This is a genomic window from Brevibacillus schisleri (genome assembly GCF_055685845.1).
Window position 1 is genome coordinate 1536345 of the sequence record NZ_JBVNDM010000001.1, and the last position, 17607, is coordinate 1553951.

The 17607-nt window shown below is 45.6% G+C and carries 16 protein-coding genes and 1 pseudogene; 13 read left to right on the top strand and 4 right to left on the bottom strand.

Translation table 11 applies throughout. The features are described 5' to 3' along the window. Positions 1 to 144 precede the first annotated feature (144 nt). Positions 145 to 720, bottom strand: coding sequence for an NAD(P)H-dependent oxidoreductase (locus tag ACUUHJ_RS07810; protein WP_472298598.1), 576 nt, complete (start codon positions 718 to 720; stop codon positions 145 to 147). A 142-nt stretch (positions 721 to 862) separates the two neighbouring features. Between ACUUHJ_RS07810 and ACUUHJ_RS07815 the strand changes: the two genes are divergently transcribed. The 6 genes from ACUUHJ_RS07815 (at position 863) to ACUUHJ_RS07840 (ending at position 5610) form a co-directional block, all read left to right on the top strand. Continuing rightward, the gene (locus ACUUHJ_RS07815; RefSeq protein WP_472298599.1) at positions 863 to 1882 is read left to right on the top strand and encodes an AraC family transcriptional regulator; all 1020 of its coding nucleotides are present in this window, start codon (positions 863 to 865) and stop codon (positions 1880 to 1882) included. A gap of 130 nt (positions 1883 to 2012) precedes the next feature. Further along, on the top strand, positions 2013 to 2669 hold the full coding sequence (locus ACUUHJ_RS07820) for a TetR/AcrR family transcriptional regulator (RefSeq protein ID WP_472298600.1): 657 nt from the start codon (positions 2013 to 2015) through the stop codon (positions 2667 to 2669). Positions 2670 to 2680: 11 nt separating this feature from the next. Next, entirely contained in the window at positions 2681 to 3049 is a 369-nt protein-coding gene (locus tag ACUUHJ_RS07825; protein ID WP_012685156.1) for a DUF4180 domain-containing protein, read from the top strand. Positions 3050 to 3051: 2 nt separating this feature from the next. Further along, complete coding sequence (locus ACUUHJ_RS07830; protein WP_472298601.1) at positions 3052 to 3741, top strand: formylglycine-generating enzyme family protein; 690 nt, start codon at positions 3052 to 3054, stop codon at positions 3739 to 3741. 37 nt (positions 3742 to 3778) lie between these two features. Then, a complete protein-coding gene (locus ACUUHJ_RS07835) occupies positions 3779 to 4330 on the top strand; it encodes a MarR family transcriptional regulator (protein WP_012685158.1) in 552 nt (183 codons plus the stop codon). A gap of 74 nt (positions 4331 to 4404) precedes the next feature. Beyond that, positions 4405 to 5610 (top strand): MFS transporter, encoded by a 1206-nt coding sequence (locus tag ACUUHJ_RS07840; protein ID WP_472298602.1) that lies wholly within the window; start codon positions 4405 to 4407, stop codon positions 5608 to 5610. Between the two features lie 36 nt (positions 5611 to 5646). Here the strand turns inward: ACUUHJ_RS07840 and ACUUHJ_RS07845 are convergent, their stop codons facing one another. Continuing rightward, on the bottom strand, positions 5647 to 7119 hold the full coding sequence (locus ACUUHJ_RS07845; protein ID WP_472298603.1) for an MFS transporter: 1473 nt from the start codon (positions 7117 to 7119) through the stop codon (positions 5647 to 5649). Between the two features lie 129 nt (positions 7120 to 7248). Beyond that, positions 7249 to 7632, bottom strand: a pseudogene (locus ACUUHJ_RS07850) (nuclear transport factor 2 family protein). Positions 7633 to 7852: 220 nt separating this feature from the next. Here ACUUHJ_RS07850 and ACUUHJ_RS07855 point away from each other — a divergent pair. The 7 genes from ACUUHJ_RS07855 (at position 7853) to ACUUHJ_RS07885 (ending at position 16659) form a co-directional block, all read left to right on the top strand. Beyond that, on the top strand, positions 7853 to 8299 hold the full coding sequence (locus ACUUHJ_RS07855) for an SRPBCC family protein (protein ID WP_472298604.1): 447 nt from the start codon (positions 7853 to 7855) through the stop codon (positions 8297 to 8299). A 60-nt stretch (positions 8300 to 8359) separates the two neighbouring features. Then, positions 8360 to 9121 (top strand): DUF4253 domain-containing protein, encoded by a 762-nt coding sequence (locus ACUUHJ_RS07860; RefSeq protein WP_472298605.1) that lies wholly within the window; start codon positions 8360 to 8362, stop codon positions 9119 to 9121. Positions 9122 to 9208: 87 nt separating this feature from the next. Beyond that, complete coding sequence (locus ACUUHJ_RS07865) at positions 9209 to 9646, top strand: CoxG family protein (protein ID WP_472298606.1); 438 nt, start codon at positions 9209 to 9211, stop codon at positions 9644 to 9646. 55 nt (positions 9647 to 9701) lie between these two features. Then, on the top strand, positions 9702 to 10016 hold the full coding sequence (locus tag ACUUHJ_RS07870; protein ID WP_472298607.1) for an iron chaperone: 315 nt from the start codon (positions 9702 to 9704) through the stop codon (positions 10014 to 10016). A 32-nt stretch (positions 10017 to 10048) separates the two neighbouring features. Next, a complete protein-coding gene (locus ACUUHJ_RS07875) occupies positions 10049 to 12670 on the top strand; it encodes a winged helix-turn-helix domain-containing protein (RefSeq protein WP_472301155.1) in 2622 nt (873 codons plus the stop codon). A gap of 82 nt (positions 12671 to 12752) precedes the next feature. Next, a complete protein-coding gene (locus ACUUHJ_RS07880) occupies positions 12753 to 13664 on the top strand; it encodes an NAD(P)-dependent alcohol dehydrogenase (protein ID WP_472298608.1) in 912 nt (303 codons plus the stop codon). 220 nt (positions 13665 to 13884) lie between these two features. Further along, a complete protein-coding gene (locus tag ACUUHJ_RS07885) occupies positions 13885 to 16659 on the top strand; it encodes an AAA domain-containing protein (RefSeq protein ID WP_472298609.1) in 2775 nt (924 codons plus the stop codon). Positions 16660 to 16699: 40 nt separating this feature from the next. Here the strand turns inward: ACUUHJ_RS07885 and ACUUHJ_RS07890 are convergent, their stop codons facing one another. Next, entirely contained in the window at positions 16700 to 17545 is an 846-nt protein-coding gene (locus tag ACUUHJ_RS07890; protein ID WP_472298610.1) for a DegV family protein, read from the bottom strand. Positions 17546 to 17607 lie beyond the last annotated feature (62 nt).

Consider the following 17607-nt stretch of genomic DNA (forward strand, 5'->3'; position numbering starts at 1 on the left):
GCTGATCCGCTGCTGGAAGGCGGCCCCGCATTAAGTTTTTGGAAAGTGTGCAAACGCATCTTGATCAGTAAGCGAATAGGAAAAACTCAAGTCTTTTTCAGCTTGAGTTTTTTGTCGCTTTGATTCGTTTTTTTCTCGTAACGCTTAGGCTAGCCTCTCCCCAAGCTGTTTCACTTTCTCCAGCCACTTCTTGCGCTTTTCCTCCGCCGAGGCATTCACCCCACTAATCTCCGTAACCTTCACAGGTTTAATCCCGCAAAACTTTAAAATGTTGCGTTTCATCACGAGGTGTCCGGCTTGCCAGTAGATCAATCGGTTGTACCAAGAGGGAGTATCCATGGTCACAATCACATGGGCGGTTTTGCCCGTTAACAGTTTATCCCATAGAGGTGAGCCTTCCCGATATTTATAGGCGAATCCGGGTAATAAGACACGATCAAAGAATCCCTTCAAGATAGCGGGCATCGTACCCCACCAAGTCGGATAGACAATGACCAGATGATCCGCCCAACGGATGAGGTCCTGCGCTTCTTTTAGGTCATCCTCCAGCTCTGTTCTTTTCCGATATCCGTACTTCAAATTTGGGTCGAAAGCGATTTGGCTCAAATCAATGGTGCGAATCTGTGCTGCTTTGTCTGCGGCTCCTTGCATATAGGCATGCGCCAACGCGGAGCAATAGCTCTCGGGATCTGGATGTCCGATGATAACGAGTATGTTCATTTTCATGTCCCCCTGTAGAGTCGATTCCATAACCGACAGATCGTGGTAAACTGAACTGTATTCAGCATATCGTGTGGAAGGAAACAGAGGAATGATCGAAGGCGCATAAATGTTGTGGATTCACGCAAAGGAGGTTCCGTACTTGGAAAATGCGCATGGGTTTGCGATTTCGATGGTGTATCCGATTATGAAAACAATTACTCACAAGAAGCTTGATTTTGAGCGTTTTTGTGAGCATATTTCTTTCGACAGTAGTTTGCTAAAGGATGTAGAGGCGCGGATTGATGAAGTAGAGCTTGAGCGCTTGATGAAAGAAGCTGCCATTTACACGCAGGATGATCATTTCGGACTGCATCAAGGGCAGTTAACTGATATTGCCGATCTGGGCATTCTTGGCTATGTCATGATGCATTCGGAAAAAATCGTCGATGCATGGAAGGCTTATCAGCGGTATCACGTGATCCTTTGCAGCGGGTACGAGTTGGATTGGGAAGAGCGGGGGAAGGATGTTTTCCTGCGGTTTCATAGGCAAAGCCCTGGGAGCGTATCCCGACATTGCATGGAGGATATGGTCAGCTCCTTGTACCACTTGATTGTCCGTATGAGTCACCGCGCTATTCCGTTACAGTCCATACATTTCACACACGACGCTACGGATGATATCGCTCCGTATTTGAAATTGTTCGGGATGGAGCCTCACTTTGGTGAAGAAGAAAATGGGCTCTTGGTAGGCAAAGAAGTTTTGCAATACCCGATCCTGTATTCAGATGTCCGGCTGCGGAAAGCTTTCGAACCCATCGCGGAAGAAATTAGAGCGAGGCTGAACAGGGGGCGGGAATTTTCGGACCGTGTGTTTCAATGGATGATGGGATGTATGCCTGCGGCTTTTCCGACCTTACAGGAGACTGCCGCTGCTTTTCATATGAGTACGAGATCCCTGCAAGTGAAACTAAAGGCAGAGGACACTTCCTATCATGAATTGTCCACGAATGTCCGCAAAGAAATGGCGATGGGGTATTTACAGCAAGCGGAGCATTCCATTGGAGAGATTGCATACCTGCTTCATTTTTCAGATCCAAGCGCCTTTCAAAATGCTTTCAAGAAATGGACGGGGCTGACGCCGGGGCAATATCGGATCAGTCGCCAAGCACTTGCTATGTAACGTCATGATCGAACACGCTGCGTAAGCGTGTTTTTTTGTGTTGTGGAGCCTCCTCATTTGACAAGTTGGAAAATCATGGTGTACACTTTTTTTATTCCGACTGTACAGTATAAATAAACGAGGTAAAATCATGCCCAAATTAGGAATGGAACCAAAGCGCCGAGCAGATGTCATCAATGCGACCCTCACTTGTATTAGCAAACACGGGATTGATGGCATGACGCTGGATAAGGTGGCGGAGTATGCGGACTGCTCAAAGGGTGTCGTCACGTATTACTTTAAGAATAAGGATAATTTGACGAGTGAAGCCTTTCAGGCATTTTTGGCCTATTATGGCTTGAAAATCGAATCTGACATTGAGAGCACCATGACCGCCCAGGAAATGATGGACGTCACGCTTACGCACATCTTGCCGCCATACGTGAATGACAAGGAAAAACGGATCAATGTTTCGCAGCTGGATGGCATCGCTGAGATGTACATCCCGCATGAAGATCAAGCAAGACTCTTTGTCCAATTCTTCTCCAAAGCAGCGTTGGACCCCAAGCTGCAAGAAGTGGTTGCGAAGAGTTATGCGCGAGATTTGCAGGGCATCACCAAGATTTTTGAATATGGCAAGCAAACCGGGCTTATGTCTGTAGAGGATTCACAAAACGCTGCCTATGGACTCATGGCGATGGTTGTTGGCTTGAGCTTCTTTCGAGTGGCGAGCGTTTCGCCAGCAACCGGTGAAGACAACCGATATATTTGTGAGGATTATGTGAGGCAGATGACGACTAAAAGATGAGGAGGGTACACATGAATATTACAAAGGTAGAAGCTGGCGGGAAAAATATTGCCATTGTGAGTGGTAGCGAGGTACTTATAGGGGATGTACAGTCCGCATTGGACCTGATCGCAACGGTACATTATCAAGCAGACAGTGAGCGTATTGTTCTCAACAAATCATTGCTGAACGAAAGCTTTTTCGATTTGAAAACACGCCTTGCTGGTGAAATCCTTCAGAAGTTCATCAATTATCGGGTGAAAGTGGCAATTGTAGGAGATTTTTCGGTGTACACAAGTAAAAGTCTAAAAGACTTCATCTATGAATCGAACAACGGAAACGACATCTTTTTCTTGCCAACCGAAGAGCAGGCGATCGAGAAGTTAAGCCAGGTGAAATAGAGATGGAGCGGCCGTACACCATGGTAAGCATCCCAGCAGGGCATATCGAATTACGAGACGATCGAATCAAGGCCAAATGGACAACCGAGGTGAACGCTTTTTTACTCGCACCGGTTCCTGTTACGAATGCGTTATATTTCTCGGTTGTACAAAAAGCAGCTGGACCGAGTGACCACCCAGAGGCTCCTGTCGTGAATGTCTCGTGGAACGATGCGATTTCGTTTTGCAATCTGCTTTCTCAGCAAGCAGGTCTCACGGAATGCTACTCGATAAGTGAAGATGGTGAGCGTGTTGGTTGGAACGAGGAAGCGGATGGCTATCGTCTGCCGACAGAGGCGGAATGGCAGTACGCTTGCAAAGCAGGGACGGGCGGTTATCGGTACGGCGAGCTGGATGAGATCGCATGGTACCAAGGGAATGCTGAAGGTACAGCACATGCGGTAGGACAAAAGCTGCCGAATGCGTGGGGGCTCTATGACATGCTGGGAAATGTTTGGGAGTGGTGCTGGGACCTTTACGATGTAAACGTCTATGGCTCCTACCGAATTTTTCGCGGTGGCAGCTGGGCAGAAGAGGCCAGAGGCTGTGGGGCGACGTGCCGCAGACGCAGTCACCCCACGTTTCGAATTGATGATCTCGGCTTTCGTCTTGCCAGGGGGGGTTGCAAAATCCAAAGAAATCCTTTATATTGATTTTAGTTAGATAATCTAATTATATTCAAGGTGGATTATGAGCAGAAAAAACAAGTGTGAGCATACATCCGATCAATTGCCGAAACTTGGTATTCAGCCATATTTGCATCTGATGGAAACAACTGCTCTGCAAAATACGGATCGCAAATTGGCTCATTTGGGATTATTGATGCTATGGCTGGGGGATAACGCCATAGACGTCATTGATTTGAATTTGGAGAAATTCGGCATAACGGAGTGTAAATGGGACGTATTGCTGTTGCTTACGTTACATAAAGACAGGGAACTTATCACCCCTTCTTCGCTTGCAGACAGGCTGGGGATTCGGCGTGCTTCTGTTACAGCTTTGCTGGACTGGCTGGAAAAAAGGCACTGGATCATCAGGGAGCAAAGCACGCTGGATGGTCGCAAGATTCATGTCAAAATAACGCAAGAAGGCAGAGAATTGGTAACCAGCGTACTGCCAGTTTTTTGGTCTGCTTGCTCCTCCATTATGAGCGAATTAGAAGAGGAAGAACGGATGCTGTTGGAAAAAATCTTGATGAAGTTAAATAACAGCATGGAAGAGAAACTGGGGGTGGGAAGATAAGATCATATTTTTTTGTGAATATAATTAGATAATCTAACTAGAATGTGTGTAAATATTCGAAAAAGAGGTGTGCGATGTCACAGCGAAACTACTCACTCATGACGGCAATCTTATGTTGGTCTGGAATCGTCGTCATGTCGAGCTTATACGTTACGATTCCCCTTATGACCCTATTTGCCGATCTTTTCCGTATTACGTTGACACAGGCTGCAGCAGTAGGCAGCGCATTTTCGGTTGGGTTTGCCATTGGGTGTCTGATTTATGGACCGCTGTCCGAAAAGTATGGCCGCAAGAACGTTATTGTGATCGGGATGATTGCCCTGGCTCTACTTTCTTTGTTGCTTGGTAGTGCAAATGATTTCGTATGGATCATTGTACTCAGGGGCTTGCAAGGTGCTGCCGCTGCTACGTTCTCGCCTGTTGCACTCGCCTATGCTGTGGAAATGTTCCCTGCGGCAAAGCGGGTAACGGCAATCGGATTTATCAGCACGGGATTTTTGGCGGCAGGAATCATTGGTCAAGTGCTCAGCACCGTAATGAGTCAACAATACAGTTGGCACGCCGTATTCTATATGCTTGCTGCTATCTATTTCGTGACGTTGTTTGTGGTGATAAGGTGGCTGCCAAAAGAAGAGAGCCCCCTTGCTACCGTTAATATTTGGGAGCCGATTAAGCGAATTCCCTCCCTGTTCAAACAAAAAAATATCGTCTTGAGCTACATAATCGCTCTTGTATTGCTTATGTCATTCGTTAATATGTATACGGTCTTGGGCAGTTATTTGGCGGGATCTGATTTTGGGCTTAGCAACAAGGAGATGCTGCTTGTTCGAACGATTGGTGTAGTGGGTATGCTCATTTCTCCGCTGGCGGGCGGGCTGGCAAAACGGTTTGGCTTACGTACCGTGCTCCGCTTCGGATTAGGTCTGGCAGTGGTCAGTATGGCTTCCCTCGGTATGATATCTAACTTGGCTCTTTTGATTGGTACGAGTGTGCTTTTCGTTGCAGGAATTGCGTTATCCGTTCCTTCCGTGATCTCGCTTGTTGGACAGCTAGGGGGCAAATCGCGGGGAATTGCGGTTTCGGTTTATACGTTTATCCTGTTTTCGGGAACAAGTCTTGGGCCGGTTCTGTCCATCCGATTAATGAATTTTGGAAGCTATGAACTTACTTTTGTCCTGCTTGCAATCGTACTAGGAATTGGTCTGTTGGCTGCATGCCTGATTCGCAGTGATTCTGCAGTTGAAAGTAGTAGCACAAAACCTCCTTCGCCACTAGCTTAGTGGTTGAGGAGGTTTTGTTGTTAGAAACGATGGCTGCTATTGATTATTTTGTTGATTCAGCAAGCGTTCTCGCCGCTTATACACGGCAATGAAAGCGGCAAACACGAGCAACAGACATCCTGTGAACAGAAACCCTTCCTCGATGGAGAAGGGCAGCCAACCTAAAAGGCCTGAGCCGACGACCACACCGAGAGAGAAAAAGGCGTATAAGTAACCGTGTGCTTTCCCCCGCAATTCTTGTGGCGTCGATTGAATGAGCATCGTATTGACAGAGGGAAACAAAAGAGCAAAGCCAATCCCATATAGTCCTAACATGCAGTACAGTGCCAATGTCGTGTTGGATTGACCAATAAGCAGCTGACTCACGCCCATGAAGCCAATTCCGATGGACATCGTTTTGGAAGGGGCCACACGATCAAAAATCTGGTTGGTCGGAAGCACAAAAAGCAGGACGGCAATGATCCCAAAAGTGCTCATTAATGTACCGCTTAATTTCGAATCGTATCCAAGCGATTGCACATGCAAGGGCAAAAGGTAAGCGATCACACCTTGTGAAAACATGAGCAAAAAGGCACCGCCGTAAGCCTTGATTATCCCAGCATTGAAGATCAAGGCTGAGGTCGGAACGTCCTTCTTAAGCTTCTCTTTCTTGCAAGCCTGAGTGGATTTCAGAAAAATGACGGACAGGATGGTTAGGAAAAAGCCCATAACAGCTACACATGTAAAGACAAAGGGCACGGAGGTTTTGCTTGCCATAATGCCGCTGAATGCAGGTCCGATAATCGCTGCGAGTCCCACAAAGGTACCAGTGAAGGCAACCTTTCGTCCTTGCTGCTCATGTGTCGTGTTATTCGCAGAAAAAGTAAAAGCAGCAGGAACGATCAAACCGGCGACAAATCCGTGAATGATTCGCACGATAATCAACAGAAACGGCTGATCGACGATGTGATACAGCAGCAAGGCACAGCTGGATAAAACCAAGCCGATCAACAGTGGTTTGGATGGACCAACCTTATCTGTCAGTATGCCTGAGATAATATTGCCAAAGGTATTGGCTAGCGAATACAGACCGATGACAAACCCTATAACAAATGAGCTGGCACCTACGGAAGCAGCAAATGTACTCATGACCGGCAGTTGCGAGAACAAATCAAAGAACGAGAAAAAAACGATGGCGTATACGAGCAGGGCATTGTTAAACGGCTTCAGAGGATACACATCCTGTGCCGTTTTCAGTCTGCGATCCAGAAAGAAGTTCCCAAACGGTACAAAAGCGGCGAGTAACGCAGCAAGAGTCCAGAGCAGGCTCCATCTCACGCGAATGGCTGAATAGAGTATCGCCAGAGCATACAAGCAAAATATCCCACCGTGAATACTCCCTATGATGGTTACGGCTTTGTCTAGGCCCCACACGTATTTCAAGGGCATCGCGATGCCCATCAATACTAATAAAGAAAGGCCATCGAGTAGGCCTGTAAGACGTAAAAAGTAAATTGGATGTACCCGCACTTGTGACTCTCCTCATTTTTTATGAAGTGATGCCTCTATCCTACCATTTTTTTTGAGGAAGAAAGTGAACAAATTCGGGTCATTCCTGTGTCGATATCATGAGGGCGGTGTATTTCTTTTGCCGTGTTCTTAACTGTAATCTTCAATCAGGGAGACTTTTCCTTCTTTTATCATAAAAATCGATTTCCCTTTTAATTGGAGCGTATCTCAAGCCTTAAGTCCGTTTGGCAAATCAATCGTGAGTGTTCCTTCATAATCAATTTGCACTTCTGCTTTGTCATCCATCACGAGGCAGGCGATAATCGTCTGACGCCGACTCGAGAAAATTTTCGCAGACTTTTCAGCTAGCTCTCTAAACGCTTCTATTCCTTTTGTTTCTGTGTTCAGTTCACCGTTGGAATAATTCCTGAACACAATATCCGTATGCAAGAGTCTCGCCATACCTTCGACATCAAATGAATTGTAGGCTTGCACATAATTTTCGATGATTCCTTTTACCTCTTCATTCGTCATGGTCATGCTCCTCTTCAGGGATATATCAAGCGTATTCCTTAGGATTCGTTCAGATGCAGCTGTTCTCCTCTCATAACGATAGGAGAACAAACCATCGACGCCCAATCGAGATACTATCGAGGTGTTGGTCTTCTGTATAGGAGTGACATTTTCTTGGTGATTGTTTACAATTTACTCGTGAAAAGTTCGTCCTAACAAATAGGATTGGCGAGGTGTCTCGATGAAGAGTCAAAATCCCGAATCTAACAAAATCGTTGGTCAAACGGCAGCGACAGGCTTTCAGGTAGGTATACGCAGGACGATGCCCATTACCCCAGAACAGGCTTGGGCGTTTTTAACCTCGTCTGAAGGGGCGAAGTTATGGCTTGGAGATGTAGCGAACCTTACCTTTAGCGAGGGGGAGACCTTTACTTCCAGAGATGGAATATCGGGTCAATTTCGTGTGGTGAAGCCGTTTCGGCAGTTTCGTTTAAAGTGGTCGATGAAGGAATGGGAAAAGCCATCCACATTGCAAATTCGGCTACTATCCGACAAGCCTGACCGAACGACCATTAGTTTTCATCAAGAGAACTTGGATCACATGAACACACGGGAGCAAATGAAGCTTCATTGGGAAGAAGTTCTGAATGAAATCAGGCAAAAGTTCTCCATGATGGAGAGGGAATAAGCGTATAAACTGCACCAATTCTATGATTAGCACAAACCAACAGAAAAAAGAGGTGTGACGATGGTAGGAGAGTTGTCGAATTACCTAAAAGAATGTGACATAAAAGTGGTTGCTGCGGAGGATTTCACGGTACCTGCTACAAAGGAAGATAAGCACAGCATTTTGGTTCTGCCTAGCTATAATATACTAGAGATGATAGAAGAAGCAGTGGACGAAGAGGGATCACTCTCTGATTATGTACATAAACAGCTAGAGGAGGTTCACGGCTTATCTGTGGAGGATGTCTTTCGGCGGATTGTGAAATCTCGCCTTTTGTATACAGACATCGAATCCGAGTTGAAAAGTTTGGAAGGAAAGAACTTTGAAGGCATCTATCAGGCATATTCCCTAATATGGGAAGGGGACGAGCTGATCAATGAACAACTCAGTGAAACAGAGACGGAGTCCTTCCTCATAAGTGAAAAATGGGTGCAGGATCGATTACAAGATGACGCCCTGATTGTCCTGGAATTGCCGAAAGCATCCGGCTATGAAGCACCGTTGTGGGTCCCGATGGGCGGCTATAATGAATGCCCACTGCCCGTTTACCAGTCCGTTATCGTAACGCACTGGCAGGAGGCTTATGGGATCAAGATTCTCGCTGTGACAGAGGATACGTGGATTTTTCAAGCCGGTTCAAGACCGCAGACCTACGAGGAGGCAATTAAGCTGGCAAAAGAGCATTTCATCTTTTGTCAGTACGTCTTGGATGAGTTTCCTTCATTAGGGCATTACGCGGATTATTTAATGAGACAGGATGTATGGCATTTTTGGTGGGATTAACCCGCCATATTCCTGAAATATCTCCCGTGTTCCGACAATAAACATAACAAGATACCAAAGAACACTGGGGGAAGGAATGAGCAAATCATGCCTCAAGGAATACATGATGTGGAGCTGAACCAGCCCATCGGGGCGGTATGGCAGTTTGTGAGTATAGTGGAGAATTGGGTTCCACTGGTACCTGGCTACATCAGCCACGAGGTAATCAATGAACGTCGTGTCGCTTGGACGTTTACAGGCGATATCGGCATCATGAAGAAGACCATCAGCCTGCAAGTGGATATCACCGAATGGACGCCTCCGACCGAGGTGAGGTTTACCTTGACCGGGCTTAGTGGGAATTTTACCGGTCATGGCTACTTCAAAGCGAAGGCATTGGATGAGGCACGGACGAAAATGACGGGGTGTCTGGATATCACCGCCCATGGTGTGAAGGGTCCTATGATTAATTCGATTTTAAAATCCAATCTGCCCAATACAACGAGAGAGCTCGTGGAGGCTATTGGAAAACGTATAACGAAATAGCATCCTTGCCACCAAAACGAAACGAAACACGCCAGCGCGGCGTGTTTTTTTTGTCATGCACGATTGGGAGATAATAAAGGAGGAGGCGCCGGATGCGAAGGAAAAGATCAGCTACCAGATGCCTACCTTTGCCCTCCATGGAAATCTGGTGCATTTTGCTGCTTTCAAAAATCATATCGGTTTTTATCCATCCCCAGGTGGTATAGAGGAATTCAAAGAGGAAGTGAAGGAATATCACAAGTCGAAAGGGACATTGCAATTTCCGATCGATCAGCCCTTACCTTATGATCTGATTAGAAAAATCGTCCAATACCGTGTAGCGAGCAACCTGAAAAAAGCAGAGAGTAAATCAAAAAGTCGGCGGAGTTGACGCTTAGAGACAGCGGTACATATAATTTCTTTATGACGATTCCAATTGTAACCACCAAACTGTATATGCCCCCGCCACGGTTGAAGACCGTTACCCGTCATCGACTAATCGAGCAGTTAAACGAGGGCCTAAACCGTAAGCTGACGGTCATTTCAGCACCAGCAGGCTCCGGGAAAACAACACTTGTCAGTGAATGGCTCGCTAGCGGTGATCGACCCTTCGCCTGGATTTCCATGGATGAAGGGGATAATGACCCTGCGCATTTTTTTACATACCTCTTCACAGCTCTGCAAAATATTGGCCCGAATATTGGATCGGGCATATTTCCTTTGCTCCATTCTCCTCAACCTCTACCAATCGAATTAATGATCTCGACTCTGCTTCATAAAATAATCGCAATACCCAACCCTTTTGTTCTTGTCTTGGATGATTACCACGTTTTGAAAACGGGGCCACTTGACGATGCCATCTCTCTTCTGCTTGAACGCATGCCCCGGCAGATGCATCTGGTAATTGCAACCCGTGAGGAACCACGATTGCCTATTGCCCGCCTACGAGTACGGAACCAATTGAATGAAGTCCGCGCATCCGATTTGCGCTTCACCTATTCGGAAGCAGCTCAATTTCTGGAGAAAGTGATGGGGTTAGAGCTATTACCAGAAAACATCGCCCTGCTCGATGCCCGCACAGAAGGCTGGATTGCCGGTTTACAGTTAGCTGCTCTTTCCATGAAAGAACAAATAGATGTCACAACCTTCCTTCCAACTTTTTCGGGCAGTCACCCTTTTATTCTCGACTATCTGGTTGAAGAAGTGCTTACCAAGCAATCTGCAAGCACTCAAGCATTCCTGCTGTATACATCCATCCTCGACCGATTATCCGGTCCTCTTTGTGACGCCGTTTTTAGTCAAAGTGATATCTACCCAGGTTCAGGCCAGGAAACGTTAGAATTCCTCGAACGCGCCAATTTGTTTATCGTCCCGTTGGACAGCGAACGGCGTTGGTACCGCTATCACCATCTTTTTGCTGATTTGCTGAGGCAGAGGCTCCGGCAGCGTTTTTCATCGACAATAGGAGAGTGCGAGCGAATTCTCGCAGAATTACACACCCGTGCTAGCATTTGGTATGAAGACAATGGATTTGAAATGGAAGCTTTTCACCATGCAGTAGCAGCCAATGATCTATCGCGAGCAGCACGACTGGTGGAGGGCGAGAGGATGCCGCTGCTCTTTCGTGGAGGGGTAGTCCCTGTACTGAACTGGCTGGAGTCGTTACCACGCGAGGAGCTGGATGTAAGGCCAGCGCTGTGGGTGATGTACGCCTCGGCTTTGCTGATGACTGGTCAAATAACCGGCGTTGAACCGAAGCTACTAGCCGCCGAAAAAGCCCTACAAGGGTTGGAGCCAGATGCCGGGTCCAGAGATACTCTTGGGCATATCGCTGCTATACGTGCCACATTGGCTGTGAGCATGCACCAAGCAGAGGAAATCATGGCTGAGGCCAAGCGAGCCTTAGCGTACCTGCACCCCGACAACTTGCCTGTCCGCACAGCCACTACATGGTCGCTGGGGTATGCTTATTACCTCCAAGGGAATCGTACCGCAGCTACCAAGGATTACCAGGAGGCATTATCAATCAGTAAGAAGATTGGTCATGTTGTGATCAGCATGATGGCTACGCTTGGACTAGCGAAGCTACAGGAGGCAGATAATCAGCTCCATATGGCGGCTGAGACTTATCAGCATGTACAAATATTGGCGGGTTCTCCACCGTTGCCAGCTGCTTGTGAAGCGCATCTGGGTTTGGCCCGGATTTTTTATGAATGGAACGACCTGTATACAGCGGAGCTTCATGGTCAACAGTCCATTCAATTAGCACGTCAGCTGGAACAAACGGATAGAGTCGTAGCAGCGCAGGTGTTTCTCGCAAGACTGAAGCTAGCACAGGGAGACGTTAGCGGAGCGGCTACCATGCTTGCAAATGCTGAGTATGTGGCTCGCAAGCAAGGCTTTGTCATGCAGATGCCTCCTATTGCCGAAGTACAAGTCCGTATTTTGCTTCAGCAGGAAAACCTGACAGCGGCAGCCCGATTGGCACAGAAGCACGACCTTCCCATACTCCAAGCCCGTGTACTTCTGGCACAGGGAGAAACGTCCGCAGCACTTGCGGTGCTCGAGCCATTACTTGTGCACGCGGAGGCAAAACAGATTGAAGATGAACGGCTCAAAATCATGCTTTTGCAAGCGGTTGCTCTGCATGTGCAGGGTGATCAAGCAAAAGCTGCGCAAATAATGAAAGACGCATTGGTGATAGCGGAGCTGGGTGGCTTCATTCGCACTTTTGTCGACGAAGGTAGCCCGATGAAAAGAATATTGCGTGATGCGACAGTCCATAGAATGCTGCCACGCTATATAGAAAAACTGCTTGCAGAATTCGAGTCCCACCATGCTGATTCCCTGATCGAGCCGCTTAGTGAGCGAGAGCTTGAAATTTTGCAGCTCATCGAAAAAGGATTATCGAATCGTGACATTGCCCAGCAGCTATTCCTCGCACTCAGCACGGTGAAAGGGCATAACCGGAATATCTTTGACAAGCTGCAGGTACAGCGGCGTACGGAAGCAGTCGCACGAGCTCGCAAGTTGGGCTTGTTGTAAATTGCAAAACAATACTTAAGTATCTGTATACCAATACCGTGCTCCCGCTATACTCATGGCAAAGTGGATGGGGGAGATGCCAATGAGAGCCGTGATATGTACAAAATACGGATCGCCAGATGTTTTGGAGCTAAGAGAAGTAGAGAAGCCTAAGCCAAAGGATAATGAAATTCTGATAAAAATTCATGCCACAACGGTTACTTCTGGAGACTGTAGAATACGCGCCTTCAAAAGTCCGTTTTTGCTCTGGATTCCCATCCGCCTCGTGCTCGGCCTCACCAAACCGAGAAATCCGATTCTTGGTGTGGAGCTATCTGGGGAAGTCGAAGCGATCGGCAAACAGGTAAAACGATTTAAAATAGGCGACCAAGTCTATGCATTAACCGGGATGCGATGCGGTGCGCACGCGGAGTACATCTGTCTGCAAGAAAACACAATCGTGGGCTTAAAGCCGATAAATGTAACACATGAAGAAGCCGCCGCGATTCCTTTTGGGGGAACGACTGCCTTGCATTTTTTTCGAAAAGGAAAGCTGCAAAAAGGACAGAAAGTGCTGATCTACGGAGCTTCTGGGTCGGTAGGGACCTCAGCGGTACAGCTTGCCAAGTATTTTGGGGCTGAGGTGACAGCGGTATGTAGCTCCGCCAATTTCGATTTGGTGAAATCGTTGGGGGCCGATACCGTCATCGATTACACGAAAGAGGATTTTACGAAAAAAGAAGAGCGGTATGACGTTATATTTGATGCGGTTGGGAAAGCAACGAAGTCCCATTGTGTAAAAGCATTGGTGCCCAACGGGATATTCCTGACAGTGGATGGGCTAGGGATTGCGAAGGTGCGGACGGAGGATTTGGTTTTCCTTAAAGAGTTGATGGAGGCAGGACAGATAAAAGCGGTTATTGATAGACGCTATTCGCTGGAACAAGTACCGGAGGCTCACAGATATGTGGAGACAGGGCGGAAGAAGGGGAATGTAGTGATTGCGGTGGGATAAGACGGAATACCGTAAACATGAAATTCAAAATGGGGCAGACCTAAGCTGAAAAACGGCTTTTGGGACTGCCCCATTTTCACGATCCGGGTGTTATCCAAGTGAAAAATTTGGGCAATGCACATTGAACTCGACTATAATTTAAACGAGGCATATTATTCCTATTTAAACAAAATTTTCACTACGTGCAAGTAAATCTTTCAAATACAGAGGAATTCTCACTATGGATGAACGTAAGGTATTAATTATTACAAGTAAAGGAGATCAGACGGGTGAAATCGTGAAATACTCCTTTCATGAAGGTAAGGTGTGTATTTGGTTTAAGGGCAGAGAAGAGCCATACAAATACAATAATGTTGTTATCAAAATGAATCCTAAACTTGTAGATATCGAAAATAAGACCGTACTATATGCAGGAATACCGCTCAGAAACATAAAGGAAGTTTTAGATTTTGATGGTACCACAAAGGTTTTTTTTAATAATGACAAATCAAAAATCTTTGATTCCTCTTTGATCAGTATGGAGTTGGGAAGTCATTCTAATAATGAAGTGAATTGTCTACTGGACTATTGGAATGACGTTGCTCAATACACAAATACAGAGGGCGAGTCCGAATCGTTTTTAAAGAAACAATTCTCGAAGATTAACTTTATCGATCAAAATAGTGTGCTTGCCACTTATCTAAAATGTGGAGAGATAGAGCATTCGGCACTCAATTCAGTTGCTCCCATCTATCCATTTCGATTCAATTTGAGTCAAAAAGAGGCACTTGAACAAGCGATGCTTAGTAATATCTCTATTATTCAAGGGCCACCTGGTACAGGGAAAACACAAACAATCCTAAATATTTTAGCTAACTTGACGATTATGCAAAATAAATCTGTAGCTGTTGTCTCGGGTAATAATGCGGCTGTCCAAAATGTGAAAGACAAGCTTCAAAAGTCTGGATATGGGTTTCTTGCAGCATTATTAGGAAAAGTGGAGAATCGAGAAGCCTTTTTTAAGAATTTGCCCACATACCAGATTGAAGGATGGGATAACAAAATTCAAGAAGAGAAGTTACAGGAAACGTTAATACACTTGTCGCAACGTTTAGACGAGTTATTAACCCTTGTCAATCGCAAGGCGAGACTAGATCAAGAAATAGCTGCTTATCGTTTGGAACAAAAGCATTTTCTCTTTCATAATGAAAAACGAAATATGGAAGAGATGGAGCGCTTGTTTTTTCGCCGTCAAACATCCGAGACCATTATATCTTTTTTAGTGGATGAGTACTTTTTAGGGAACCGATCATTCCGCTTTTTACATAAAGTAAAACTACTGTTTAAATATGGATTTATCGATTTTAAAAAACTGAAAAAGAATCGCTTGGAGCTAGTCACACGCTTGCAAATGAAGTACTACGAATCTAAATTGGCAGAAATGGAACAGGAAAGAAAAGATATCCAGCAGAAACTAGATACCGAATCCTTCGATGATCTGCTACTTCAACACGAAGTGAATTCATCCCTCTTGTTCAGGCAGAAGCTCTATCACAGATATCAAGGAAAATCAGGCTTTCGTGGTAACGCCAAAAATTATACAAGAAACTTCGAGGAGTTCCTCGAGTATTTCCCTATTGTATTAAGTACAACCCACTCTCTGCGTTCTTGTATACCGGAAGGATACCTGTTTGATTATGTGATTGTTGATGAGGCGTCTCAGGTAGACTTATTGACCGGAGTGCTTGCTATGTCTTGCTGCAGGCGAATGATTATTGTAGGTGACATGAAGCAATTACCCCAAGTTGTAGATGAGAAAATAAAAAGCAAGCTGAAGGTTCAGGAAGTACAAGTCATGTATGATTACTTTCAGCAGAGTTTGTTATCATCCATGCTAGCGATATATGGAGAGAAAGTCCCAAAAGTGATGTTGAAGGAGCACTATAGATGCCGACCTAGCATAATTGGTTTTTGTAATAATCAATATTATAACAACGAATTGATTCCGTTGAGTTCAGAAGAAGAATCCGATGTCTCAATCCGGGTGCATTACACAGCAATAGGCAATCATATGAGAAAAGTGACTGCAGGAAAGCAAACAGGGAGATTTAACCACAGGGAAATTGAAACAGTAAAAGAGGAGATTTTAAAAGAGCTACAGCTTCAAAATTATCCGTTAGAGGATATCGGTTTTACAACCCCGTATCGTTTGCAGGTGAGAGAGGCGAACGAAATGCTAGAAGACGAAATGGAGATTGATACGGTTCATAGGTACCAAGGTCGTGAAAAACCCATCATAATTATGTCTACCGTTTTGGATCAAACAAAAAGCGGACAAATTGGAAAAAACTTTGTTGAAAATTCTTGTTTGGTCAACGTAGCCGTCTCCAGGGCGCAGAAACAGTTCATTCTTGTAACAGATCATTCTTTATTTCGAAACTCCCGAAAAGATATCGGGAATTTAATACGTTACATTGAGTATCATACACTGCATGAGCATATCACTCATAGCAATCTGATATCTGTATTTGATTTGTTGTATAGTGAATACTCGGAACGATTAAACGACTTGCAGAGCCGTTTAATCTATAAATCCAGTCACAAGTCGGAAAATATAATCTGGCGAGTTCTATCGGATTTAATGGGGGAGGAGAGCTATAAGGGCGTCACATTTAGTATGCAGGTGTATCTCAAGGATATTTTTTACGATACTGAACGGCTTGTCGAAGCGGAGAAGCGGTATATTAATAACAGGGCTTCTTTTGATTTTGTTATTTATGACGCAATTAACAAGCAACCACTTCTAGCAATCGAAGTAGACGGCTTTGGTTTCCATAGAAATAAACCGGAACAAACTGAGCGGGACAAGCTGAAAAACGGGATTTGCAATAAATATCAAATTCCGTTGTTGAGGCTTCCAACTACGGGCTCCAATGAGATAACGAAAATTCGTAATCAACTAGATAGGATTTTAGAAATGGAAGTAAGAGAAGACGACAAAAAATCGCTCAAGTAAAGTATGAGCGATTTTTTCACATTTCTTAACTCACCAATTCCTACTCATTCCGCCAAGCCAACGCCAGCGTCCCCATCCCAGCATGCGCCCCAATCGTAGAACTGATCGGCCCAACCAACACCTCGACATCGGCGTACTTGCTCTGAATTTTCTCTTTCAGTTCCAGCGCTTTGTCCAAGACGTTGCCATGCAAAATCTGCACGTGCCTCACGGAGTAGTTCTGTTTGGCGGTCTCCAGCTGTTCCAGCATGCGCTTGACCGCTTTTCCTTCGGTACGAACCTTTTCATATACTTCAAACAGCCCATCCTTAATTTGGAAAATCGGCTTGATCTGAAGCAGATTGCCGATGAAATACTGCAAACCGGTCATTCGTCCGCCCTTGTAAAACTGGTCGAGACTGCCGACTAGGATATAGTTCTCGAAAGATTTGTATTCTTCGCGCAAGGAAGCGGCAATCTCTTGGTAGCCTTTTCCTGCCTTGGCTTGTTCGATTCCGTTTAAGATAATCGAGGTAATCGGGTACGACATCAGCTTGGAATCTACCGACTCGACAGGGAAGTCTACCATCTTGGCTGCTGTTGCGCTTGTATTATAGGTCCCACTCAGATCAGAGGAGAGGTGGACAGCAATCGCGCATTCATACTCTTCCTTTAATCGTTCGTAGAGAGACACAAATTTTCCTAAGCAAGGCTGCGACGTTTTGGGAGCATGATTGGCCTGCATAATTTTTTGATAAAGCTGTTCAGGTGCTAGATCAATGCCGTCTTCATAAGTGCCATCTTCAAAGATAATCTCCAGTGGAACGACGTAGATGTCATGCTCTTCCATGACGTGTTCAGGTATGAGCGCGGTACTGTCTGTAACCCAGGCAATTTTTTTCTTCAAGGAAACATGTCCTCCCCCAATTTAGTAGAAACCTTGCTATCTCTTTACTCTCGAAAGCTTTG

Coding starts and splice junctions, on each gene's coding strand:
- ACUUHJ_RS07810 (WP_472298598.1), bottom strand. CDS start 720: ATGAACATACTCGTTATCATCGGACATCCAGATCCCGAGAGCTATTGC.
- ACUUHJ_RS07820 (WP_472298600.1), top strand. CDS start 2,013: ATGCCCAAATTAGGAATGGAACCAAAGCGCCGAGCAGATGTCATCAAT.
- ACUUHJ_RS07825 (WP_012685156.1), top strand. CDS start 2,681: ATGAATATTACAAAGGTAGAAGCTGGCGGGAAAAATATTGCCATTGTG.
- ACUUHJ_RS07830 (WP_472298601.1), top strand. CDS start 3,052: ATGGAGCGGCCGTACACCATGGTAAGCATCCCAGCAGGGCATATCGAA.
- ACUUHJ_RS07835 (WP_012685158.1), top strand. CDS start 3,779: ATGAGCAGAAAAAACAAGTGTGAGCATACATCCGATCAATTGCCGAAA.
- ACUUHJ_RS07840 (WP_472298602.1), top strand. CDS start 4,405: ATGTCACAGCGAAACTACTCACTCATGACGGCAATCTTATGTTGGTCT.
- ACUUHJ_RS07855 (WP_472298604.1), top strand. CDS start 7,853: ATGAAGAGTCAAAATCCCGAATCTAACAAAATCGTTGGTCAAACGGCA.
- ACUUHJ_RS07860 (WP_472298605.1), top strand. CDS start 8,360: ATGGTAGGAGAGTTGTCGAATTACCTAAAAGAATGTGACATAAAAGTG.
- ACUUHJ_RS07865 (WP_472298606.1), top strand. CDS start 9,209: ATGCCTCAAGGAATACATGATGTGGAGCTGAACCAGCCCATCGGGGCG.
- ACUUHJ_RS07870 (WP_472298607.1), top strand. CDS start 9,702: ATGCACGATTGGGAGATAATAAAGGAGGAGGCGCCGGATGCGAAGGAA.
- ACUUHJ_RS07875 (WP_472301155.1), top strand. CDS start 10,049: ATGACGATTCCAATTGTAACCACCAAACTGTATATGCCCCCGCCACGG.
- ACUUHJ_RS07880 (WP_472298608.1), top strand. CDS start 12,753: ATGAGAGCCGTGATATGTACAAAATACGGATCGCCAGATGTTTTGGAG.
- ACUUHJ_RS07885 (WP_472298609.1), top strand. CDS start 13,885: ATGGATGAACGTAAGGTATTAATTATTACAAGTAAAGGAGATCAGACG.